The organism is Gloeotrichia echinulata CP02, from assembly GCA_038087035.1.
Lineage (GTDB): Bacteria > Cyanobacteriota > Cyanobacteriia > Cyanobacteriales > Nostocaceae > Gloeotrichia > Gloeotrichia echinulata.
On sequence record CP051187.1, the window covers coordinates 4,784,117 to 4,807,202 of the forward strand.

General features: G+C 39.9%; 21 protein-coding genes. 5 read left to right on the plus strand and 16 right to left on the minus strand.

Annotated features, from left to right (window positions below; translation table 11 throughout):
* Window positions 1-652: 652 nt before the first annotated feature.
* Window positions 653-1,840: an IS200/IS605 family element RNA-guided endonuclease TnpB gene (gene tnpB, locus HEQ19_21025; protein WYM01612.1), complete on the minus strand. Its 1,188-nt coding sequence runs from the start codon at window positions 1,838-1,840 to the stop codon at window positions 653-655.
* A 144-nt stretch (window positions 1,841-1,984) separates the two neighbouring features.
* On the opposite strand from tnpB, the gene HEQ19_21030 reads away from it, so the two are divergent.
* Together HEQ19_21030 and HEQ19_21035 are read left to right on the plus strand one after the other, a co-directional pair.
* Window positions 1,985-2,452, plus strand: coding sequence for a hypothetical protein (locus HEQ19_21030; protein ID WYM01613.1), 468 nt, complete (start codon window positions 1,985-1,987; stop codon window positions 2,450-2,452).
* Window positions 2,453-2,518: 66 nt separating this feature from the next.
* Entirely contained in the window at window positions 2,519-2,977 is a 459-nt protein-coding gene (locus HEQ19_21035; protein ID WYM01614.1) for a hypothetical protein, read from the plus strand.
* Here the strand turns inward: HEQ19_21035 and HEQ19_21040 are convergent.
* The 3 genes from HEQ19_21040 to HEQ19_21050 all read right to left on the minus strand — a co-directional run bounded on the left by HEQ19_21040 (window position 2,947) and on the right by HEQ19_21050 (window position 5,952).
* Window positions 2,947-3,414, minus strand: a complete 468-nt coding sequence (locus tag HEQ19_21040; protein WYM01615.1) for a DUF4870 domain-containing protein — start codon at window positions 3,412-3,414, stop codon at window positions 2,947-2,949. The two genes, HEQ19_21035 and HEQ19_21040, sit on opposite strands and share 31 nt — an antisense overlap.
* Before the next feature lie 72 nt (window positions 3,415-3,486).
* On the minus strand, window positions 3,487-4,638 hold the full coding sequence (locus HEQ19_21045; GenBank protein WYM01616.1) for a DUF1822 family protein: 1,152 nt from the start codon (window positions 4,636-4,638) through the stop codon (window positions 3,487-3,489).
* A 147-nt stretch (window positions 4,639-4,785) separates the two neighbouring features.
* Window positions 4,786-5,952, minus strand: coding sequence for a sigma-70 family RNA polymerase sigma factor (locus HEQ19_21050; protein ID WYM01617.1), 1,167 nt, complete (start codon window positions 5,950-5,952; stop codon window positions 4,786-4,788).
* Window positions 5,953-6,020: 68 nt separating this feature from the next.
* Here HEQ19_21050 and HEQ19_21055 point away from each other — a divergent pair, with 68 nt between their 5' ends.
* Window positions 6,021-6,812 (plus strand): hypothetical protein, encoded by a 792-nt coding sequence (locus HEQ19_21055; protein WYM01618.1) that lies wholly within the window; start codon window positions 6,021-6,023, stop codon window positions 6,810-6,812.
* A 79-nt stretch (window positions 6,813-6,891) separates the two neighbouring features.
* Window positions 6,892-7,365 carry a hypothetical protein gene (locus HEQ19_21060; GenBank protein ID WYM01619.1) on the plus strand — a complete coding sequence of 158 codons (474 nt, stop codon included), beginning with the start codon at window positions 6,892-6,894 and terminating at the stop codon, window positions 7,363-7,365.
* A gap of 173 nt (window positions 7,366-7,538) precedes the next feature.
* Here the strand turns inward: HEQ19_21060 and HEQ19_21065 are convergent, their stop codons facing one another.
* The 12 genes from HEQ19_21065 to cobU all read right to left on the minus strand — a co-directional run bounded on the left by HEQ19_21065 (window position 7,539) and on the right by cobU (window position 21,972).
* A complete protein-coding gene (locus HEQ19_21065; protein WYM03534.2) occupies window positions 7,539-8,933 on the minus strand; it encodes a DUF4082 domain-containing protein in 1,395 nt (464 codons plus the stop codon).
* A gap of 904 nt (window positions 8,934-9,837) precedes the next feature.
* Window positions 9,838-10,536: a DUF928 domain-containing protein gene (locus tag HEQ19_21070; protein ID WYM01620.1), complete on the minus strand. Its 699-nt coding sequence runs from the start codon at window positions 10,534-10,536 to the stop codon at window positions 9,838-9,840.
* Between the two features lie 513 nt (window positions 10,537-11,049).
* Window positions 11,050-12,939: a CHASE2 domain-containing protein gene (locus HEQ19_21075; protein ID WYM01621.1), complete on the minus strand. Its 1,890-nt coding sequence runs from the start codon at window positions 12,937-12,939 to the stop codon at window positions 11,050-11,052.
* 54 nt (window positions 12,940-12,993) lie between these two features.
* Window positions 12,994-13,671: a response regulator transcription factor gene (locus HEQ19_21080; GenBank protein WYM03535.1), complete on the minus strand. Its 678-nt coding sequence runs from the start codon at window positions 13,669-13,671 to the stop codon at window positions 12,994-12,996.
* Window positions 13,672-14,670: 999 nt separating this feature from the next.
* Window positions 14,671-16,083 (minus strand): HlyD family efflux transporter periplasmic adaptor subunit, encoded by a 1,413-nt coding sequence (locus HEQ19_21085; GenBank protein ID WYM01622.1) that lies wholly within the window; start codon window positions 16,081-16,083, stop codon window positions 14,671-14,673.
* Window positions 16,084-16,107: 24 nt separating this feature from the next.
* Complete coding sequence (locus HEQ19_21090) at window positions 16,108-18,258, minus strand: peptidase domain-containing ABC transporter (GenBank protein WYM01623.1); 2,151 nt, start codon at window positions 18,256-18,258, stop codon at window positions 16,108-16,110.
* 77 nt (window positions 18,259-18,335) lie between these two features.
* Window positions 18,336-18,599, minus strand: a complete 264-nt coding sequence (locus HEQ19_21095) for a hypothetical protein (protein ID WYM01624.1) — start codon at window positions 18,597-18,599, stop codon at window positions 18,336-18,338.
* A gap of 290 nt (window positions 18,600-18,889) precedes the next feature.
* Window positions 18,890-19,096 carry a CTB family bacteriocin gene (locus HEQ19_21100; GenBank protein ID WYM01625.1) on the minus strand — a complete coding sequence of 69 codons (207 nt, stop codon included), beginning with the start codon at window positions 19,094-19,096 and terminating at the stop codon, window positions 18,890-18,892.
* Between the two features lie 272 nt (window positions 19,097-19,368).
* Window positions 19,369-19,623 carry a hypothetical protein gene (locus tag HEQ19_21105; GenBank protein WYM01626.1) on the minus strand — a complete coding sequence of 85 codons (255 nt, stop codon included), beginning with the start codon at window positions 19,621-19,623 and terminating at the stop codon, window positions 19,369-19,371.
* Between the two features lie 274 nt (window positions 19,624-19,897).
* Window positions 19,898-20,116: a hypothetical protein gene (locus tag HEQ19_21110; protein ID WYM01627.1), complete on the minus strand. Its 219-nt coding sequence runs from the start codon at window positions 20,114-20,116 to the stop codon at window positions 19,898-19,900.
* A 770-nt stretch (window positions 20,117-20,886) separates the two neighbouring features.
* A complete protein-coding gene (locus HEQ19_21115; GenBank protein WYM01628.1) occupies window positions 20,887-21,315 on the minus strand; it encodes a hypothetical protein in 429 nt (142 codons plus the stop codon).
* Between the two features lie 96 nt (window positions 21,316-21,411).
* On the minus strand, window positions 21,412-21,972 hold the full coding sequence (gene cobU, locus HEQ19_21120; protein ID WYM01629.1) for a bifunctional adenosylcobinamide kinase/adenosylcobinamide-phosphate guanylyltransferase: 561 nt from the start codon (window positions 21,970-21,972) through the stop codon (window positions 21,412-21,414).
* Window positions 21,973-22,184: 212 nt separating this feature from the next.
* Here cobU and HEQ19_21125 point away from each other — a divergent pair, with 212 nt between their 5' ends.
* Window positions 22,185-22,982 carry a hypothetical protein gene (locus HEQ19_21125; protein WYM01630.1) on the plus strand — a complete coding sequence of 266 codons (798 nt, stop codon included), beginning with the start codon at window positions 22,185-22,187 and terminating at the stop codon, window positions 22,980-22,982.
* Window positions 22,983-23,086: the final 104 nt, after the last annotated feature.

Genomic DNA, 23,086 nt, shown 5'->3' on the forward strand with positions numbered 1-23,086 from the left:
AACGCTGCAGCCAGCGCGATTTTTTGATAGCTTTTTTTCGCTTAACTCCCGGCGTGGGGTTCATGATTTCTCGGTTGAATGCTTGACAACAACTAAGTTGACAAGATATTGTATAGATAATAGAAAAGGTCTGGGCATATATAGTAATTTATGCCAGAATATTCTCCCCTAATTTTGGGATGAAAGCTGCCGCCGCAGAAAAGCAATTAATACCCGGCTTCAATTTCTGTGAATCTGAGGGTAGATTAGATTCCAGTTTTTTTGATCATTGATCTGGAAGTACAAACCTTGTAGAATTAACCTGACAGCGATTCGAGTTCTCAAATAATCCCTCACCAAATGAGTTCCCGGTAAGGCATTGATGTCATCATAATTTTGGCTGTAGCCAAATGGTCTGGAACATTCGCTGCCAAAACCTTTGACTGTTAATACAAATAATGGGGCTTGCTTGTATTCATCGGGAACCATAAAAATTCCATAAACATGGTGTTCACCAAGCCAAGGCTGAACTACTACCTTGCTAGCTTGTACTGGAAATTTGCCGATTTTTGATGCCAGAAAAGCTTCAGAATTGCAATCAGAATCATTTAAAGGCCACCAAAGTGTAATTATAATCAGTGATAACAGTAGAAGTGAAACTTGACAACTCCCCCTACTTAAGGCGTGGGGATTCTTCCTTCACAGAAAAACGCCTTGCAAAAGCAGTGCCTTTACTTGGTCTTACTCTTTCTCCAGAAGCGGTAGCGAGATGCCCTCCCGCCAAAAGTCGTAAACCTTCATCTCTGATATTCACGGCTGCATTAATGTCCCTGTCATGTATTGTGTGACATTTAGGACATTGCCAACTGCGAATATCTAAACTGAGATTATCTACTTGATGTAAGCAGTTACTACAGGTTTTGGAACTAGGGAAAAATCTGTCTACTTCGATGTAGACTTTTCCTTCCCATTCTGCCTTGTATTTCAACATAGTACAGAATTGACCCCATCCAGCATCACTAATAGATTTTGCTAGTTTGTGGTTTTTGATCATGTTCTTAACTGCCAAATTTTCTACAACTATGACTTGGTTCTCGTCAACTAATTTACGACTTAGTTTGTGTAGAAAATCTTCTCGGCATCTGGTAATTTTTGCGTGAACTTTAGCAACTTTAATCCGCGCTTTGTTGCGATTACTAGACCCTTTCTGCTTGCGGCTAAGTTGTTTTTGTTTCTTGGCTAGTTTGACTTCATATTTCCGGTAATACTTAGGGTTGCCATGTTTATTCCCATCGGACGTAATAACGTAATGGTTAATTCCCATGTCCACACCAATAGCTTTGCCTTCTGATGTTGAAGCAGGTTTATCATTACCATCATCGTAAAGGCAAGCAGCATGGTATTCACCAGATGGAGTTAATGAAACAGTAACAGACTTTAACTTGCCTTCAGGTAGGCGCGATACTTTACAGTAAACTTTACCTAATTTTGGCAGTGTTAATTCGTCACCATTTAGCTTGATTTCTTGTGGAAGACGAATAGATTGTTTTTGTCCTTTCTTTTTGAAATTGGGGTACTTAGCCCGTTTTTCAAAGAAATTCAAAAACGCACTAGACAAGTCCAAAGCTACTTGTTGTAAACATTGAGAGGGGGGTTCTGTTAACCATTCATGTTCTTTTTTCAATGACGGCAACAGATTAATGATGTCATTACGACTTAACCCCTTACCTGTTGCTTTATATGTTTCGCTAGTTAAGTTAAGCGCATAGTTGTAAAACCAGCGTACACATCCAAACGATTTGGCAAGCAATATCGCTTGCTCACTGGTTGGATAGATTCTGTACTTGTAGGCTTTTAACATTCTGCTTACCAAACTACATTCACTATGGTAAGCTAAAGCCGTACTAATGTAAAGTCCCCCTAGAAGGGGGAGGTTTTAAACCCATTTTTCTGATAATTGCTACACCAATTGTTTGTGATCCAGAAACCATAAGGGGATTGGGGATTGGGGATTGGGGATGAGGGATTGGTAGAAGTTCGAGTTTTGGCTTCAGAACTTCAAACTTCAGGTTTGGAACTTCAAATCTCAGCCTCAGAACTCCAAATTTTAGGTTTGGAACTCGAAACTTCAGCTTCGGAACTTGAAACTTCAGCCTCAGAACTCCAAACTTCAGCCTCAGAACTTGAAACTTCAGCCTCAGAACTCCAAACTTCAGCCTTAGAACTCGAAACTTCAGGTTTGGAACTCCAAACTTCAGCCTCAGAACTCGAAACTTCAGGTTCGGAACTTGAAACTTCAGCCTCAGAACTCCAAATTTTAGGTTCGGAACTTGAAACTTCAGCCTCAGAACTCCAAATTTTAGGTTTGGAACTCGAAATTTCAGATTTGGAACTTCAAATTTCAGCCTCAGAACTCGAAACTTCAGGTTTGGAACTCGAAACTTCAGGTTTACAGCAGTTTTCAGGTATTTAGACCACACCCCGATATCTGTATTTCTTTCTTCCTTTGCGCCTTTGCGCCTTTGCGTGAGATATAAAAATGTGGTTCATTTACCTGAAAATCGCTGTAAAACTCGAAACTTCAGGTTTGGAACTTGAAACTTCAGGTTTGAAACTCGAAACTTCAGCCTCAGAACTCCAAACTTCAGGTTCGGAACTTCAAATTTCAGCCTCAGAACTCCAAATTTTAGGTTTAGAACTCGAAACTTCAGGGTTGGAACTCGAAACTTCAGGGTTGGAACTCGAAACTTCAGGTTTAGAACTCGAAACTTCAGGTTTGAAACTCGAAACTTCAGGTTTGAAACTCGAAACTTCAGGTTTGAAACTCGAAACTTCAGGTTTAGAACTCGAAACTTCAGGTTTAGAACTCGAAACTTCAGGTTTAGAACTCGAAACTTCAGCCTCAGAACCTCAAACTTTACTTTCCCCCAGTCCCCAGTCCCCAGTCCCCAGTCCCCAGTCCCCTACTTATCTCAAAAATCGCATGGTTAAAGGATAGCGATAATGTTTTCCTCTGTAGGCTTTTAGTGCGGCTGAAGTCACTAAATACGATTGTATAATTAACATTAACGAAATTAACGTCATCCACACAAGTAGTAAACTGTCTAAAACCGTCTTAACTTCATTGATTGAATCATTGCTCGTTACAGCGATACCACAGCTACCTAACATAAGCAATAAGGAGATAATGATGACAATCAATGTATAAAAGGTGAGGGAAATTTGAAAATTTAATGATTCTTTACCTTGAAAATCAATCCAGGGAGACTTTGTTTTGTGGAATCGCCAAATTGTCAGTGGTATGACAAGATTCAAGGGTAAATATAAAGGAAGTCCGAGAAATACCAAAAAAAACAATAGTATCCATGCTAACAGAGCCGAGAGATGACACCACATTGCCCAGATACGAATTTGTTTTTTGGGTTTTTCTCTCATGGCTTTTTATTTATAGGTGGATTTGCAGAATCAATCTCCTTCCTAGTATCTATAAAAAAAGCCCGAAAAAATTTAAAATTTAAGTATTTCTCGGTCATAATTGTCGGGGAGGGGTTCGATTTCCCAAACTATGCCTTCACCCGATTCTAAAGCAACTTCTACGAAGAGTTGCTCTACGGCGGTGGTGGCGATATCTTCGTTGTTGGGGAAAGATTGTAGGTCTTCAGTGAGGAGTCTGAGTTGAAAACCACCGGGGATAACTGCACCAACGGTGACGTTACGTAACTGAAAGCGCCAAATGAGGTCTTCTGACTCGCCTTGTGGTATAATGCTGAGTTCGTATGCTTGACCTGCGATCGCCAGCTGACGAGAAAACATTATCTGTGGTTGTGCTTGTTCAACACTCCGCGCCCCAGCCGCACTCAATTGTAAATTCAAACGTCCCCAACCGATAGTTTCTGCAGCTTGAGAAACGCCACTTTGTAACCATTGGAGAATAGACCATTGTTCTGGTAGTCCCACACGTTGTTGATATAAGCTTTGTCGCCAGCCACCATGTTCCATTAACCCAGCCCAAAGTGGAAAAGGAATTGCCAAGCGGGGGATGAGGATTTCGGGATTTGCTAGGCGAGTGATCAGATTTTGTGCTTGGGTTTGTGGTAAAATTGGTATTTCTAGAATGGGAATATCCGTGGGTTCTGTGGTACAAAATGCTTGCTCTACAGCTAAGACTGTGATGTCGGTGATGAAATCAGCATCTAGAGCATAAGTGCGATCGCCTGGATCATAACTACCTTGATTCTTGAGTTGTGCATGGCTACAGTAGCCCCAAACTCTGACATATCCGTCATCTGGTTCTACTTGCACGGCTAAATAATAATCACCAGCCCAAGTTGGTAAATCCACCCATTCTTGTGGGACTCGCAATTCATCGATATCAATTATCTCGCTGGGAACCAAAATAAATCGCTTTCCGTCTAATGTGACTGCGGTTCCATTTACCAGTTCCCAAAAACTGGGTAAAGCAGTGGTAGTTGGCCAGACCTTTGCCTGGGGTGTAAAATCCTCTTGTAACCAAGGTAAAACTGCACTCAGGCAAAGTTCATTAATATAAGCTTGATAGCGCGAACTTGAGTGAGCGTGAAAAGTGGATTGATTTTGGCGATTAGTGGGGATTTCTAAAATTAAGTCTGTGGGATGGGCGAATGTAAATAGGGTAGTCATGGTGGTTACTGGGGTAAATGTCTCACGCAGAGGCGCAGAGGCGCAAAGGGGAGATGGGGGAGATAAGGGAGTATTGAGAAATATTATTCCTCCTCATCCCCCTCATCAGATCGTAAACTTAGTTTCATTCGTCGCAAAGAAAATGAATTAAACTCTGTGGTAATTGTGCAGCCATTCCTCCATTACGGTACTCATATTTTTGAGTAGGTCTGGGGTGATGGAAATATGCAATGTTTCTTGACTCCAGGTAGCTAAGGCCTGGAGTAGGGTAACTCTGGCTTTGGTCAGTCGTCGAGAAACGGTGTATTGTTTGATTTCTAGTTGTTTGGCAATTTTGTCTTGATTTTGGTTTTGGGTATAGTATAATTGTAAAATTTGTTGTACCTCTGGTTCGAGTTGGGCGATCGCACTGACTAAAATTTTGTTAATCTCTGTGTGCTGAGAATTTCTGGTTTGTTGTTCTTCTTGGGCGATAATTTCTTGTATGAGTGATGGTTGTTCTGTTCCTGGGAGATTATCTAACAATTCCCAGGAATCATCGCCGCTTCTTTGTATATTTAGGGATTCTGTGGTAGGATAAAGATATTTACGCGCTGCTTTTGCTGCTGAGAGTAGCCATTTCTCTAAGGTTTGGGCATTGACATTTTGGCTATTTTGTGAATTGTAAGCCTTGGCGATCGCGTCCCATGTTTGGTCATCTGGTCGAGTAAGTTTGCGGGAGGTACCTGTGACGGTGGGGACGTAAAGAGTTTTGAAGGTATTCCACGCGAGGATGTAAGTGTGAATCTCGCTTGGTGATAAACCTGCATTTTGCAAAGACTCATGGAAACGCTTTTGGGAGATTTTTCGCAATAGTCCCCAATCTGTACAGATATCAACTTCGTGACGTTGGCGTAAAGTTTCAGAAATCGTATTGCTAAAGATAGAACTGGCGTAGTTTTTGAGTGTGAAACCTTGATGAGGGTTAAAGCCTTTGAGTATTTTATCAATTTGGGCGATCGCAATTTGAAAGCAGTCTGATAACTGATATTGAGAACTGGCTAAATTTGTCACTGTTTTCTGGGATACCCAATAACAAGACTCTTGTAAATAAGCGATGAGATGTTCTTTGGCTAGGGTCTGAGTTTCTGGAACCTGCAAAAACTTATACCAGTAAAGTGCCCAAAAGGATTCGGAAGTTTCTTGGGGTGTGCGGTTGATACAACTGTGGATACTACTACGCAATCTTGATTCTGTCGTCCAACGACTGAAGCGATCGCCAACAAATTGGACAAAAGTTGAAAATATTTCGATGATGCTTTGTCGAGGATGCATAAACAAATAGAAACCTAACTATAAAAGCAGTGAAGGCGTTAAATCAGTCAATACAAGGAATCAGAATCATGTTTCGAGTTTCGATGAAATCTTTAGTAATTGGTGGTCTAGTAGCCATATCTACTACAACTAGTGCTTTTGCTCAAGTACCTGTATTACAAAATTTACAACTGGCGCAAGTCAAAGGCTTTAGTTGCGGTCCCCATGTTAAGACTTACATTGTTAAGCCTTTGGATAAGCGCGAAGGTCAAGGTATCCGCTGTGTCAAGTTTAGCGAAGGTAGACGAGGAACGACGATACCTAGATTAGCATGGTACGGTGAAGGTAATTGGGGTGGTGCTACCTATCGTCACGTTGGACAAGCTATTTATAGAGGTTCTAATCTTGTTGGTTTCGCATCTGATATTCATGGTAACGGCGAAAATATCCAGAACAATTTTCCCGGAAATCTCAAGATACAAATTATTGGTGGTTCAACAATTCGTGTAACTGGCGAATGGAATGAAGAATGGCAATTAGTCGAATATACTAATTATAAGCCTTTACCTAGACCCCAGACCTGTGGTGATTATTTTGATGAATATAAAGTTTCCGATTTAGGCGAAAGTCGCAAAGGTGAAGGTTTGCGTTGTGTGCTGCGCGTCGGACCCAAGAATACTACTTGGTTTGGTAATGGTAACTGGGGAGGTACTACTTATTCCCACATCGGAACTAAATCTTTTAATGGTTATGGTGCTGGTGATATTTGTGGTGCTGGTTTAGGACCAATTTGTAATACTTTTGATTGGGGTTCGTTGAAATTGACTCCTGTTAGTGGTGGGTTTGATGTGACTGGTGCTTGGAGTGAAAAGTGGCGATAAAGCTGATAGTTATTTGATCTAGCAAAAATCAATAGTTAAAACAGCTAAAACACAATTACTAATAATGGAGTTTACTACAATGTTGAAACGTTCTTTGATGATTGCTGCTTCTAGTGTGGCTATGGCTGCTGCTGTAGTTAATCCCGCTGCTGCTGCGCCTAGTGATTTTGTTGGGACTTGGGTGAATAAAAATGCGAATACTAGCGGGATTACTCGATTGGTTGTTACTTCTGCTGGGGGTAATCAATTAAATATTCAAGTGTTTGGTAAATGTCACCCTACAGATTGTGAATGGGGAACAAAACCTTTAGTAACTTATGGTTTAAATGTTCAAGACACTAACCATAATTATGCCACAACTATCTACAATCAAGGTTTTGCTAATTCTGTGTTGACCTTGGGTTATGCTGGCAATGAAATTTTATTGCAAGGCTATACTCAGTTTTTGGATAACAGCGGACGGCAAAATTATTACTTGCGTGATTACTTTCAACAGGAACTAAAAGTGAATATAGCACCGGGGATTATTCCTAAGTTTCGCATTCAACGGTAATTTGTTGTGCAAATTTGAAATAATATCATCAATTGGTATAATTTCCCGGACTTGATATCAAAACCTCTCTCCTATGAGGAGAGAGGTTAAAACAGAAGTTAAAGATGTACTAATACCGTTTCACTTTAAGTATGATACAAATACCTTGGTAGGGGCACGGCATTGCCGTGCCCTTACGGGAAATCTATATGTATCAGAGTTTTGGTGAAATGGTATAAACCCAACGGAGAACTGCTAGATAGCAGACTTGTTTCTCCTATTAGACGGATTGAGAAAATACACGTAAACAGGATATCAACCCAATAGTTAGCTGCCTGAAAGGTTTGATCAGGGAAACCACCACCATATTTGAAGACACCGTTACCTCCACTCTCGCCATCACGCAGTAGGTTTAGTACGCCGTTACTGACTCCAGAGTTAGCAAAGTATCCTAAGTCTGCAGCATACCTACCCACAGGAGCGTAGTAAGAAGCTACGTAGACGGTATTAGCGGTAATCTGCACTGGATTAGCAAAGTTTACTGTTTGCCAACCAGAGGCGGTTTCATTAGTGAAGGTTGCTGTAGCTAACTGCTGACCAGTACTACTCCACAAATTACCAATGTGGGTGCCTGTGTTGCTAGCGCCTTTGTAAAACCGCACGCCAGCGATGAAGCCGTTAACATTCGAGCGGAATTTGACTCCTAACTCTACAGCAGCGGTGTCTGACGCTGATGGGTTTGTGGGAGTGACTGAATCGTTCCAAATGCTTTGAAGCGGTTGGTTGGCTGAAATGGTAAATGACCAGGCGGAGTCCGCTGCTAAAGCATTACCTGCAACATCTTTAACACCAGTTACTCCACCTTTAATGGTCGCAGTGTAAGTAGTAGAAGTTGCTAAAGCACTGCTGGGTGTAAGAGTTGCTGTGCGATTATTAACGTTGTAGGTGACTGTGGCAGGTATAGATGCACTGCTAGAATTAACCAACTGAAAATTAGTTGTATTAATTGTGGTTGAGTCTATAGCCTCACTGAAGGTAGCTGTAATGCTGGCAACAGTACTCACATCTGTTGCATTGCTGCTAGGGGATGTGGAAGTGACCGTTGGTGGAGTGGTGTCACCAGTATATGTGGCAACATAAGAACCGCTATTTCCTGGGAAAAAGGCATACTCAATGCCCTTAATTACATCTGTAGTATAACTAACAGAGCTACCATTTACCGTCATGCTGCTGAGTGTTAAATTACCAGAGCGCATTGGCAACATTGCCTGCAAACCATTGGTATTGCTTCCCTTGGTGATTGTAAAACTCAGAGCATTATTGTTCCATGTCAAAGAGCCAAAAGATGAACTGTTGCGACCGTCGAGCCATGTCAACATTTGTTTGGCAGAGACAATCGGTACACCACGGGTTAGTGCTGAGTTAACTACGGCATCGGCAACTGGTGAGGTGGGAACATCTGTATGGGCGTTAACGTTGAATACACCATAATACCCTTCTGTGCCGATCGCCCGATTAAGTAGGGTATCGATATTGTCAGGGTATGACTGTCCAGATTCATCAGTTAATTGGGTAGTAGCCCCAAACACATCAATTATTGTTCCATTAGGATCACAATGTCATGGTTAGCGAGTGTTGCTGATGATACTGATGAAATATCGCTAACGTTGAAAAAGTTAAGTCCTTCGGTTCTTAAAATCTCGGCGTAGTAGTCGCTAAAGGGATTTGTCGCAGATGTAACTACTAGGATTGGGCCACCTGGTGGCGATGGGATTGCTGCTACAAGTGTGGATTTGGGAGTATTAATTGTAGCTTCTGCCGTAGATGTCCGAGCTTTCTTCGGGGTTTTGAGAATTTTGTTGCGGTTTGAGGAATTGATTTGTACTGGTTTGTTGACAGCTTATTAAGGTATTAGCTATTATGAAACAAACATTCAAATTATCTGATAAAAAGAATAATTTTTTTGACAGGTTTATAGTAAATTTACTTAAAAAGGCAAAACTTTATCGTATCTTTGCTTGAGCTTTAAACTATCTTGATAATGTTATTTATTACTCAAGTTTTATGGGTTCTCTCTTAGAGGATGTTTGAAAAGTATTATTACTAACACCAAAGCCTCAGAAACCTAACTCCCCTTCCCTTGTAGAGAAGGGGGGGTAGGTTTTTGAGACTTAAATGTTGTGACAAAAAATACCTTTAAAACATCCTCTTAGATATCCCCTCATCTCCCTCACTGAGTCCGCAACAATTGTACAAAGGTATCAGTCACCGTGTGGTCTTGCGTATCGGTGGCGTATTGAATTAACTTTTGTCGCCCCCCCAAGGCTGCGTCTTTGGGTAATAAATTAGCGAGTAAAAAAATCAACTCCACGAAAGGGGTAGTCGCCCATATTATCAATTAATATGTGTTCAGTTTCTGCACTTTCAGGGAGAAAGTTCTGTACTAAAAAGGAATCCATCATTTTGTCGTGATTTGATATTAGAGGTGGGGTCTTAAGGTTGCTCAAACTTAGCAAGGTCTGTTAACAAACTGGTAAATATCCTCAAGAGTTGGCGATTTGGGGTAGGCGGTAGAACTTCGTTAAGGGCATCATACCAAATACCTGCTTCGGCATAGAAATGAGCTTTTTGAGAGGGTTCCTGAGTGCGGGAGAGAGCAGTTAACAAAGTTTGTGGTGTGTGTACAACTTCTATTTCTGCTCTAGTAAATGGGTTGCGTGATGGACGGTGGGTATCGCACAAGGTTTGTAATTGCCAAAGATATCTTTTACCTACCTTTAAACCAGGCAAATTTTGTGGTAGGGATAGCTTCATTATCCCTGGTGTAGTGGTCAATCTGCGCGTATAGATATTGAGTTTTTTCGGTTTGAGGTTGATGTCAAACTCGTAGAGACTGAATTCTATTAATAGGGTTTGGTCATGAGGTGCTAACCAAGCCAAAGTGGGACGAGGTGAGGTTGTTTGTCCAACATGGGTTAGAGGAGCAAGTAACCTTAATCTTTCACGACCGGTGGCTTTACATCCCCCTCTCACACCTGATGAGTCGGAATAGCCACTGGGAGATTTTTGATCACGCGGTGGTTGATATCCACCTAGTGCAATCTGAGTTTCACTGAGGCTGAAACTCAAAACACAAATTGTGATCATCGTGACATTCAAAAGTTTGTACAATAGCCACTTATTGTGAGTCATTTTACAAATCACAAATTACAAATTACTAATTAGTAATTACTGTTGATTTTTTGGCAGAAGCTAACATCTTTTCACACCAAATTTGCGCCATTTATAGGCACTGTTGAGTAACGCCATTTTTCTGTTATTGTTGGCGTCTTCAGCAGTATCCTATGGACAGAAGCTGCGTTAAATTCCTTCCACTTTGTTTCGTGGAATTCAGAGTCGAATATCCAGATTAATAACTCTTGAAGCTTGACAAGATAATTACGAATTACGAATTATCTTGACGCTTGTTAAAAAAGGATTTGATATTTGAATATAGCGGTTATCAGTTGAGTGAGGTACAAGAAACCCACCCCTAACCTCTTAAGCGCAAGGGAGGAGCTTGCTCTGATATACCTCAAGCGGGAAACGCTATAAAATATTATTGCTACTCACTATAACAATAGTATTTTCTTCAAATCTCCGGAAAATATTAGCCATTGTCAGGTAAAAACTTCAGTAATTTTATGGCTAATAAACAACTTTAAATCATGACAAATGCCAAAACCTTGACATAGGCCAAGATAGTTCACAAAGAGTTCCTCTAGGCGAAAGTTGGATTAGCCTAAATTTCCCTTTTAGTTCTCGAGCTAAATTTCTAAATTGCTGTGTACCGCGACCTTTTCTAAATGAGTTAACACCCAAACCATCATCTACAATCCTGAGAATATACCAGCCTTCAGAAGGAGAAAAAGTGACTTCCAATCGGGTTACACCTGCAGCATGTTTACCAACATTGCATAAAGCTTCTTCTAAAAAACGGCATAGTCCTCGCTTTTGTTCAAAATTCAAGTTTTGCTCATCTATAGAATCAAATGTGCGGATTTTCACCCTTATGGTTTTAAAGCAGGGAAAGTCTCTCTCTAAAGTATGGCTATATACTTGATAGAGAAGTTCGTGAATGGGGTCTTGCAGATTTAACTCTAAACTCGTTCCCAAATAAAGACTTCTATCTTGAGATATAGGTTCTCTCAGTAGAAATTCATAAATTCCCTGCATTTCATGGTTCAATTTCTCTAGTTCTTTTTCAATTTCTACAAGTAATTCATGCGGTGGTAAGTCTTGATCTCGAATACGCTTCAAAGCTTTTCCAAGAGTTTGTAGAGGTCCATTGTGAATGGTTTCAAATGTACGCTCAATTACAATTTTGTGAGCTTTTATCCTAAAGTGCCAAGCTTGATCATATTGGTATAAAGCTGTCATTGCTACACCGTTAAAAGCCAAAACTAGTATTGCTGGTATTACTGGAACCCACCAACCAAGAATGAGTAGTAAATAACTAATTGCTATTAAGCTGGTGTTAGCAATACCAACAAATAAAAGATTTTTTAGTGGAGATTTAGTGAATTTAGCTAAACAAATTCCCAATATTCCCCAACCGAATATCCATATATATTCCCAATTATCTGACCAAGTATTTAATAGTGGTCGATTCTCAAGAGTTGCGCTGATAATTTGACTAACAGCATGGGCGTGAATTTCCACTCCATAAACTTGTCCTGGTGGTGCAGATTTAGCGGATGGAATTGCAGAAGTAGTGGTGAAGTCTTTAGCGCTAGGAGTAGTCATCCCAATAATGACAATGCGATCGCGTATCCATTCAGGCTGAAAGTTACCTGTTTTGATATCGTTCAGAGATAAAGTTCTAAATCGTTCTCGACCACTACGAAAATTGAGTAGTAACTGAATACCGCCGGTATCTATTCGCACGTAAACCCCAGAATTTGGTAATAACCTGGGTAGTTCAGTATCAGCAAATCTCATAGCAGCGCTATCGCGTTTACCATTTTCTAAACTAATACCTTGATGAGCTAAATAAACTTTTGCTAGATGTAGAGAGAATGCAAACTTGTATCCTTGAGGCGTTGGTGTTCCCAATAAACTGCGTCTCAATTTACCATCATTATCTGGAATTTGATCTACAAAACCAACTTGTTCAGGGGGTAAGTCTGGTGGGGGATTAAATTTATCAGGTAATACTTTTTCGATACCAATTAAATTTTTGGTTCTTTTAAATGTGTTTACCAGTTCAGCATGACCAGGTTCAACTGGTAGATCTCTAACAATATCAAGACCAATGACTCTGGGAGAATAGGTTTGCAATCTGTTTAGCAAGGCTGCGATTTCTTTATCTGGTACGGGATAGGTTTTTAGACTATGGATATCTTTTTCATCAATCCCCAAAATCAGAATTCGTTCATCTATAGGTTCTGGCGGACGTAACCTGAGAAAACTATCAAAAGCTAGCCACTCTAAATATTGCATATAACCAGTTAGGCGAGTAATAATTACTAGCCAAATTATGAGAATTCCTGGTAATGCACCTACGCCAAAAATGGCAATTTGTTCTTTTAATTTTCTCAAGATTTCAGTCTGCATAAGCTTAACTTTTAGCATTGATTATTTAGCCATTAATCCCCAAAAACTGTTTAACTAATCAATTAACCCTTCTTGTCTAGCTCGCATTTCCGTTTGAATTCTGATGTTTTTACCTTCTTCTGGATAAACGTCCAAAGCATCTTGCAGTTTACTCCAATAATGACGAACCATTCGTTCAGATATACACATCTTTTGAGCGATAATTTTATCTTGTAATCCTTGGTCAAATGCTAGGGTTAGCACCATGAACCACTCGCGTTTAATCTCTAATCCAGAATTGATAGCTTTGATGTCTTTAGTATGAGTTAATCCCTGTAACGCCCAATCAACTCTGGTTAACATTTGTTGACTAGAAAGACTTTTATCCGCGACCGTAAAACCTCCTTTATGACTATCAATATCTGGTCTAATTCTCACCAGCGTTCTGATATGAGCGCTTTGAACAACAATATTCAGGCTGGGGTAATCTTTCATGAGATTTTTGAGAAGTTGAACACCTACATCAGGACGTGCTGTTTCTCCCAGATTTTCGGGAATGGAAAGATCCATAATTACGAGATCGGGTGGCGAAGCAGTCATCTGATTGAGAGCATTCGTCACATTTATAGCAGTGATTAATTCAGCCCCAGGGTAGTTTTGTCGCAGCACATCTACTGTTCCAGTTAAAACTGATTGATGATCATCAATAACCAGAATTTTGAGCAATGCTTTCTCAGAAAGAGCTTGTTTCATCATTCACACCCTGTAGATTGGTTACATCAATACCTTCGCCAAAAAAAAGAGAATGAAGAGAGATGGCTGATATAGCAGTCCTAAATGATTTGGTTTACCGATACAGGCTGTTGACCGTTGACTGTTGAGTGTCAATTGTTAACACGCAACAGTCACTACTGATATTTTTTACAACCTAATGGGGATTGCTATAGTAAAGTAATTGTCTTGCACAACCAGAACTCAGAAGCTACAAACAAACAGCCTATGTTCGACATACTAACACTGTTACAATGCCTGCAACCACAGATCAGTGCAAGTACGATTGTTTAGCTGCAACTTCCAGTTTATCGGTCTTGGTGTTTGATTAGCTGATGCACGCCTAGATTGAATATTATCGGGATTAGGCTGTCCTTTCTTCAAGGGTCTAAGGTCTAAGCTATTTTTTGACCCTAGACCCTTGACTTTTGACAACCTGAGCGCGAAATATACAATTTAAATGCGTAAAAGCTTATGATCTGAGATCTGGTTTATGGGCGGTCTAGACAAATATGCAGCTACTAACCATTGTATTTACCGGGAGACACCGCTCTTACTGACCACTGAGAAAATCTCCCTGATTTGTGTAGTAATTTTTTACGTAATATCTGGTAAGTCTTCAGCCAAGACGCTCCTTTCCAATTCGCAATCAGAAAACCCAAATAAGGACAATAACGTAGACATGTAAAAGGATAATTTGGGTACATAATGTCAAGTTCACAGGATATTTGTATTTATCCTTATTTTATTTTTTTAGAGAAAAATAGTGATGTGAACATGGCCTTTCGATTACGAATCAATTGTCTAAAGTAGACAAAATGATTTTCAGAACGCGCTATTTTGATTTTTGATAAATGGATGTTGAAAACACGTGGATGTAAGATATTTTTTTGGCTAGCTTTGCAAAAACGCCATTATTTTGGCAATTTACAGAAAAATTGGTGTCAAGCAATAATCACTAAAATTTGCATTGACAAATACTCATAAATCAGTTATCAATCTTGCCTTTCTCAAGACAAATTGTAGCGCGGTTTCTTCTTGGGAAATAATCTCGGCTTTTGCATCCATACCTGATTGTAGACGACACTGGTGATTGGCATTACCGAAGGAAAGACTTTCGGTTTTAATTGTGCCTTCAAAATAGCTAGCATCAGTAGTTCTGGAAGTTACTTTTTGTGTTTCTGCATTGTTATTTCCAGGTGTAATCGCATCTGGAGAAATAGCTTTTACGACACCTTTTAGAGTACCATAATCAGGATAGGGGCAAGCATCAATACGCAATAGCACTTGTTGACCAACTGCCACATTTTGGATATCCTGAGTGGGAATTGCTGCCTTAATAATTAAAGGAGCATTATTAGGAGCAATTTCGGCAATAGCTTCGCTAACACGGACTACTTGGCCTGGATTTCGTAAATTGAGCTTGAGAATGATGCCGTCCGATGTGGCACGAATAATGGTATTTTTTAATTGAGCTTGCAGTTGTTGTAGTTCTTTTTGAGATTGCTTGAGTTGGGTTTGTATTTCAACTCGCCGCTGAATTAAGCTTTGTTTTTCTTTGTTCAAAGTAGTAATTGTTGATTCACCTTTAGCTGTTTCTTGGGAAATGCGTTCTTCGGCAATATCAACCATTGCTCTAGTAGGATTGACGGCTGCTTTAGCTCCTTTAACTTTAGCATTTGCAATTTCAACATCTTTTTTTCCTGCTTCAAGTGCTGACTTTGTTTGCTCAACAACTAGCTTTTTCTGCTCAAATTCACGCCGACCAATTGCACCAATTTCTGTAAGTTCCTGATAGCGATCGCGATCTATTTTTGCGAAATATAAATCTGCTTGGGCTTTTTGTAAGTTTGCATTCGCTTTTTGCCAAGTTGCTTCTGCTGCTAGTAATTCACTGCGAGTCGTAATTTCGCGTTCTTGATACTCTCTTTCATTGCGTGATAAATCTGCATTTGCAGAAGCAATTATTGCTTCTATTAATCTTTTCTCAGCGACAATTTGAGCATCTAAAAGTTTGATTTGAGTATCAATTTGAATTATTTGCAATCTACTCTGTTCGATATTTCCTTGTAATTGGCTTTTTTTGATAAGCATTTGCTCATCATTAAGTTTGGCGATTGCATCTCCCTCCTTAATAATTTGATTTTCTTTAACCAAGATACGTTCAATGGTTCCTTCTAGTTGTGGTTGGACTAAACGAATTTCTCCTATAGGACGTACAGTAGCAGGAGCTTTGACTGTGACATTATATTTAATCCATGCACAGAGAATAATTCCAGTACCAACACTACCTAAAAGAAATATTCCCGCCAAGGAAGTCCAAATACTAATAGGAGGAAGAAATTCGTTACTTTGAACGGACGGCAGAATTTTGCGATTATGGGTATAGAGCATAGTTACCTGAATAATTATCAAGAATTACGGAGTTAAAAAGTCCAAATGTTCTCCAGATTGAGAGCGCAATTGTTCCAAAGAACCTTGAGTTTTCAATTTTCCTTGGTCTAACAACACAACCCAATCAGCACGATTAATTATCTTGGGACGATGAGTAATTAAAATCGTGGTTTTACCTTGGCGATGGTTAAACAATTGATCTAAAACTTGTGCTTCGCTCACTGGATCAAGTCCCCCGGTAGATTCATCTAAAATTAGCACTGGTGGATCTGTCACAATAGCTCTTGCTATTGCGAGTCGTTGACGTTGACCGCCAGAAATATTAGCGCCAAATTCTCCCAAAATAGTTTGATATTTGTCAGGAAGTTTACTGATAAACTCATCTGCATCAGCAATTTTGCAAGCTATGACAATCTGCTCAAAGGAAACATATGGCGCTCCTAATCGAAAATTTTCGATAATAGAACGACTCCAGAAATGAGCGTCTTGGGGAACTAAAACAACTTGTTGACGCAGACAATCAAGAGACAGGTCTACCAGGTTATATATTCCAATCCGAATATTTCCAGATTGCAATGGATATAATCCTGAAATGAGTTTAGCTAAGGTGCTTTTACCACAACCAGATTTACCAATGATGGCGATAACTTTACCACCAGGAATGGTTAAAGAAAAGTTTTGTATCAGGTCAACTCGACCAGCATAATGAAAGTTAACATTACTGCAAACAATCTCATGACCTGGAGGAATTTTAACAATAGGCTTTTTGCTATCGTCTTGATTTTCTGGTGTAGCAGTTATAACTTCCGTTAGACGTTGTGTAGCAGTTTTTGCTCGAGTAAATTCATCTACAAAACTGATTACAGTACTAATTAAGCCGACGAAATTACCATTCATCGAGTTAAAGGCTAATAGTTGACCGATGCTCAGATTTTCAGCTGGATTAATCACCAAATTTCCGCCAAACCAAAGCAACGCAATACTACCAATTCCCGAAACTAAGCCAGAGAATGTGTTATTGATAATGCCGATTTGAATTGTACTTAATGTCAGAGTAGAAATTTTACCAAATCTACTTTGAAATTCGTCCCAAAATTGCGGTGCTGCTGTAGTAGTTTTGAGAGTAAGTGCGCCTTTAAATGTCTCTACTAAAACGCCTTGAGCTTCTGCTTCTGTGACTAAAACCTCACGAGTTTTTTGTTGTAATTTGGGCTGAAACACAATTGTAGATATAGTCATCACTCCAGAAACAACTACAGCTACTAAAGTAAGTTTCCAGCTATATAAAGCCATGAGATTCAAAGAAATTATGGCAATAAAAAATTTGCTGGGTAGAGTGACAACGACTTGAGAAACTAACTGATTAATCTGGTTAATATCTCGCAGACGGCTCACAATTTCTCCACTGCGACGTGCTTCGTAGTAAGCAAGAGGTAGTTGCAAAATTTGCCGCCCAAATTCTAACACTAATCCTAATTGTAGACGTTGGGCAAAATGAGCGATTAAGTTAGACTGTACCCAAGCAAGGCTGCTAGAAATGACATTCATCACTACCACAGCGATCGCCATAGTAGTGAGTAATTTTGTATCACCCCGAACTAGCACATCATCAGTGAGAATTTGCAGCAAAAAAGGAGAAGCTAAAGATAGCAATCCCAATAGCAGATTGAGGGGTAAAGCTTGCGCTAAAATAGCCCGATAAATCCAGACACGCCGAAAGAAATGCCAAAACCCACCAATTTGATCATCCGCTTGGGAAAAAAAGCGCATGGGATCTGGTTCAAGTAACAGGATTAACCAATCTGTCCAACCTGCTGCTAAATCCTCTCTTGACAGATAAAGGAGACCTACAGCAGGATCAGCAATGAGAAATTTTTTGCCTTTCTTACCATATAAAACAACCCAATGATTACCCTTCCAGTGAATAATTGCTGGTAGGGTTACTTCGTTTATTCGGTTGAGAAGTTCCGGTGAAGTTTTGACTGGACTAGCATTAAAACCAAGTGTCTCTGCTCCCCGTCGCAAACCCAATAAAGTGGTTCCAAATTGTCCAGTACCTACGGCTTCACGGATGCGGTTGAGAGTGAAATTATGTCCATAATATTTGGCAATTGTAGCCAGACAAGCAGCCCCACAGTCTTCTTGACTATGTTGTTTTACAAATTGATATTTCATCAGTAAAATACCTTAAATAAGGATAAATAAAACAATAAAATACCTTGGTTTTTTATTGTTTTATTTTAATCACAAAATCAAGATATATTAATGCCAATGCTAAATTCCCAAAACATAGAGCCAGATTCTTGAGTAATAAAAACATTCTTACCATATTCGGAAATATTTAATTGGCTTTTAGCAAAGGACATTTCTTTTCTAAATTGTAAAAATAAAGAATATCTTGAAATTGAACCACCGGCAGAAACTACTTCTTGTTCATGTTGAGATAAATCCAAAAATAGTGCAGGTTCTTTTGAGTTTAACCCTTCAGGATATGACAAATATTCAATTGTTTCCATATAAATGTAATTTTCCTCCTCAAATCAAGCTGTATGCAAATTGTTAAGGAACCAATTAGGATTATTATAATAACCCTAATTGGTTTGTAAGAGTAATGTCAGATTTTGGCTTTCGGCATGGAACGGCTATTTTTTACCAAGCTGATTACTACCCACATTTGTATTTTAGGAAGGAGTGTATTACTCCCATATAAAGCTCATCGCAGGGACTTCTACTGCTCGAACTTCAAATAAACCCAAAACCAGTAATGTAGTGCTTTCAACTTAGGAAGTGGCTATTTAAAGTACCACTAGTACCATACAAACACATTAACTTCGCTTTCCTCTTTGGTTATGAGTTTCAGAGGTACAGAAGCAAATGTATTTGGAGTTTTTGCTGTTGGAGATGCATATATTGCTTCAAAAAATTCAGCTTCACTGGAAGAACTGAAAATAGTACCACCAGCGACGATTTCTTGTTGCTCAACTGCTACTTCAACAAACAATTGCTTAGACATGTTGGAAATCTCCTTTAATTGAATGAGGGCGTGAGTCTCTTACCCGTTGTCTGGTCTTTAACTCCTCGCTTGATTCATACAATAGCTGCTAGTAAATAGCTGAGTCATTCTAAGTTTCAGCAAAGTTTGTTTCCGGATTTTTAATAGTCTGGTGCATAATTAAGCCAGTGCTATTTCCAGAATTATTCTATAATAAACTGCTGATTTTTCAGGGTTTATCATCAGCATTTGATCAAATAATGCAACCTGATGAAGCTCCTATATAATTACCATCACCATGACAACCAGCTTGTTTGTCTCATGCTTTGAGAAGCCGGAATAAAGGCGTTGACGGGAGGGGCTGCATTTATGAGGATGTTCCACCCATACAGTTCTTCTCCTGAAGTGATAGCCACACCTCCAGGAGAAGCCGGGGTTTGAGCCAATAGCATGTAGATGAGATACTCAAATGGTCCACTACCACTCACAGTAGAAGCTTCTTCATCAAGAATTTCTCGTAAAATTAGACTTTTTCCGATTGTCTTCATATACTTATTCTCCTGAAAATAAAGATACGTTTTCCACAACCATTCTGGGACAAAGCTGATGTGTTCATGGCTAAAAATAGCCCAGTTATAAACAATAAAAATCACGAGAGAAGACTATTTAAAATCAATAGTCGAGAATAATAAAAAGTTGAAGGGTGAAAGGGAATAATGATTCCCTTCCCCTTTAACCTTTTTGCTACCTCTGACAAAACTAGCTTTTGTCAGAGGTTTATTTCCTCAGATGATGTCAACAAGCTCAGGGAGAGGATACAAACTAGAGACTAAAGATACTACCGACCGCAGGAGCTGCGTTGATGAGGATATTCCATCCATCCTGTATTTCTCCTACAGTAGCGGTAACACCTCCTGGAGAAGCCGAGGTTTGAGACAACAGTGAATAAATAAGATAGCTTAATGGTCCACCACCGCTAACAGTCGCAGATTCTTCAGCGGAAACTTCGGTAAAAAGTGCATTATTTTCGATAACTTGCATGATTCTTTACTCCTTAATTAGGTTCTTGTCGGTGATCTAAAGCGATTAGTTGATGACCTTTTTTGTTTGTCGCTCAACTCCTCGCTTGATTAATACAATACAAGGAAGTTCTATGGGAGTCTTTACCAGTTGTTGTAAAGTTAATTACCATATTTAGAAAGCTTAATTGCACAATTATGTAAATGGAATTTCCGAAAAATACCTAAAAATTAAAATTTATTTTTTGGGAGGTTGTTACATATTTCACTTTTATAGTGAAACCAGGTAAAATGCCTAAACCACAAGCTTTTGATTGAATTTAGATATGCAGTTTTAGCTTATGCCTAATACCATTTATCAGTCAATTTGTAATAGATTTTACCCCATATATGCCAGTGTATAAGAGCAAGCGGGGGGAGTACAGAAGTGTGGGATAAGGTGCAATATTATAGAGGATTCGTATAAACAAGGTTGCTCAAAACTGCATTCAGAATCACAAAATTATACTTCTCCAGTTAATCTCAAGCCAAAAGAATCTGATGTTATACCAATTCAAAAAATCTTGGCAACACATCGATAATCTGTAGGGGCGCAAGGCCTTGCATCCCTACCCTATCTGTACCATTCTTTTTTCAAATTGCTATTATAAATAGACTCATAAATTGCTTATACAATCAGCTTCTAAAAAATGATGAAAGCCACTATATATTCATACAAAAATCCTGTGGTTGTTTGTCGCCAAACCACAGGAGGAGCGCCAATAATCTTCAAAAATTTTACGGCTTAACTACTCAGCTGCTTGCTAAGGTATTATCTAAAAGGCGAGCATGAATTACCAACAGTTGCTCTTGGCTACTAACTGGGGATCGTGGTGGTGGTAATTCAGTATTAGGCCAGCTGGGTAAATTACTGCAAGGACATGACGCCGCCGGCATACCAAGATTTCGCCTAGGTACCGGCATATCGCAACGACCACAGGGGGATATATCCCATGCTGGTGTCAGCAGTTCGACAATAGTTTCATGGGTCCCATCAAGGTAACAGTCACCTGCTACTGGTGAAAGAATTGTCTGCCAGCAGTCTTCAAATTCCTGACTATAGCGATCGCCCTTTAGCACTGATTGGGGCAACAAGTTTGTTGCACCATTGTCCGTCATTACCTTCTTACCCAACTGAAACCAGTAGGCAAGATATTGTCTAACTTCTTGTTGTGTTGCCATATCACAAGTTTAGATTTTGTTGGTCACATTTTGGCAGTTGAATTTTTAAGAAACACTTAAGAATATTTTCTCATTTGTCATTGAAACTCCTCACTCCTAACTTTTAACTCCCCATCCCCCCGGTGGCAATGGTGAACCCAAAACAGTGAGATTCAATACATGTCCTCCTGTGACCAAATATACGGTGTCACAGAGCAATCCTAATTGACGTACCAAAGAACCCAGGCGATCGCGAAATGTCCGACCTATAGGATAAGCTGGCACTACACCCCAACCGGTTTCTTCGGCGACAAATACCAGATTAGCCGCAACCAGCTGCACTGTTTCGAGAAACTCTGTCAGGGTGTTTTCCCAGCTAACCTCATCTTGATCTAGGAGATTAGCTACCCAAGTTCCTAAAGAATCAATCAACAAGCAAGTATCTGGCTTGGCGTCAGCTAGGGTAGCAGACAGTTCCACAGGTACTAAGAGAGTTTCCCAATTTTGGGGACGGCGTTTTTGGTGTTGTTGAATGCGTTTGTGCCACTCTTGGTCAGATGGGTTATCCATCGCTGTGGCTACGTAAACAACTCCTTTACCAGACTGCATTACCAGCGTTTCTGCCCATTCACTTTTACCAGATCTTGCAGGTCCAGTGACTAAGATGACTTTACCCAAAGCTTTTTCCTGAGTATCTTTAATAAATTGGGGTTGTAATGTCTAAACAACATGTTTGGCTTTTTGGATGAGATTGTTGGTAGCAAATATCTTTTAAGAGATAAAATTAGCACCAGCATCATTGATGCCCAGATTGGCACAAGCCAAAAATCCTCACAACCCCATTCTGAATGATTCACAACCACTGGGAACAGTAAAATTCAGGATATTTTATGAAAGCAGGCTTAAAACGCATTGAGGCAACTCTACATGATTTAGGAATTCGCGGCACTGCCGATCCTGCAGAAGCAGCTGATTCTACAAAAAAGTCTTTTTCTTTTAGGATCAGTGTTGGCAGCACCGAATCTACAGTCAGTGATAATACAGAATCTGACGGTAAAGTTAATACAGAATCACAGACAGTTGACTTTGGGGCAGATTCTGAGAGTAAGTTTCCCCACGATCACTCCGTGCAAACTTTTCCAGCACAAGACAGCGATAGCAAAATACCTAACTTACCCAAATTTAAAATTCCTAGTTTTAGCAGCCATCGTCATGCAGCCAATCCCTCATTGGCAATGAATCTGTTGTCTGAGATTCAGGAACATGTCGCCCTTTGGCAAGAAGAACTACAAAACATCCTCAAGCAAATTCAAGATATTTACCTAGAAGGTCCAATTGTCAATGGCTGGTTAGAATCTAATTCACTCCAACCAGAAGCGGGAGGTACTGCAACACTGCGCCATGCAGAAGTTGAGCGCCTGATGGATTACGTAGAAGAAATTTGTGCCAATGGTGGACAGGTATCCTATAAATCATCCCGTACTGGCTACCGCCTCTGTGGTGTAGATGCGAATGGTAAAGTCTGGTCCCGTCCCTGTCCAGCGGATCAGGTTCCGGCTGTGGGTATGGCGATCGCCCGTTACCAAAAATTACGCCAACTCTTAGGCCGTAAGCAACATCTAGAAACTCGCCTCAGTCAATTAGCCCAAACTCTGGTAATTTTACATAGTCATATTCAACAAGTTTAAAGTTTGAACGATTATTTCCGAAGAAACCCGGTTGGTGGCTAGGGAATTTTTGATATAAATTGGCTCTGTTGGAGATGGCTGTTGGATGTTGCCATGAGTCTAGG

Coding starts and splice junctions, on each gene's coding strand:
- tnpB (WYM01612.1), bottom strand. CDS start 1,840: ATGTTAAAAGCCTACAAGTACAGAATCTATCCAACCAGTGAGCAAGCG.
- HEQ19_21035 (WYM01614.1), top strand. CDS start 2,519: ATGTGGTTCATTTACCTGAAAATCGCTGTAAAACTCGAAACTTCAGGT.
- HEQ19_21040 (WYM01615.1), bottom strand. CDS start 3,414: ATGAGAGAAAAACCCAAAAAACAAATTCGTATCTGGGCAATGTGGTGT.
- HEQ19_21045 (WYM01616.1), bottom strand. CDS start 4,638: ATGACTACCCTATTTACATTCGCCCATCCCACAGACTTAATTTTAGAA.
- HEQ19_21050 (WYM01617.1), bottom strand. CDS start 5,952: ATGCATCCTCGACAAAGCATCATCGAAATATTTTCAACTTTTGTCCAA.
- HEQ19_21055 (WYM01618.1), top strand. CDS start 6,021: ATGTTTCGAGTTTCGATGAAATCTTTAGTAATTGGTGGTCTAGTAGCC.
- HEQ19_21060 (WYM01619.1), top strand. CDS start 6,892: ATGTTGAAACGTTCTTTGATGATTGCTGCTTCTAGTGTGGCTATGGCT.
- HEQ19_21070 (WYM01620.1), bottom strand. CDS start 10,536: ATGACTCACAATAAGTGGCTATTGTACAAACTTTTGAATGTCACGATG.
- HEQ19_21075 (WYM01621.1), bottom strand. CDS start 12,939: ATGCAGACTGAAATCTTGAGAAAATTAAAAGAACAAATTGCCATTTTT.
- HEQ19_21080 (WYM03535.1), bottom strand. CDS start 13,671: ATGAAACAAGCTCTTTCTGAGAAAGCATTGCTCAAAATTCTGGTTATT.
- HEQ19_21085 (WYM01622.1), bottom strand. CDS start 16,083: ATGCTCTATACCCATAATCGCAAAATTCTGCCGTCCGTTCAAAGTAAC.
- HEQ19_21090 (WYM01623.1), bottom strand. CDS start 18,258: ATGAAATATCAATTTGTAAAACAACATAGTCAAGAAGACTGTGGGGCT.
- HEQ19_21095 (WYM01624.1), bottom strand. CDS start 18,599: ATGGAAACAATTGAATATTTGTCATATCCTGAAGGGTTAAACTCAAAA.
- HEQ19_21100 (WYM01625.1), bottom strand. CDS start 19,096: ATGTCTAAGCAATTGTTTGTTGAAGTAGCAGTTGAGCAACAAGAAATC.
- HEQ19_21105 (WYM01626.1), bottom strand. CDS start 19,623: ATGAAGACAATCGGAAAAAGTCTAATTTTACGAGAAATTCTTGATGAA.
- HEQ19_21110 (WYM01627.1), bottom strand. CDS start 20,116: ATGCAAGTTATCGAAAATAATGCACTTTTTACCGAAGTTTCCGCTGAA.
- HEQ19_21115 (WYM01628.1), bottom strand. CDS start 21,315: ATGGCAACACAACAAGAAGTTAGACAATATCTTGCCTACTGGTTTCAG.
- HEQ19_21125 (WYM01630.1), top strand. CDS start 22,185: ATGAAAGCAGGCTTAAAACGCATTGAGGCAACTCTACATGATTTAGGA.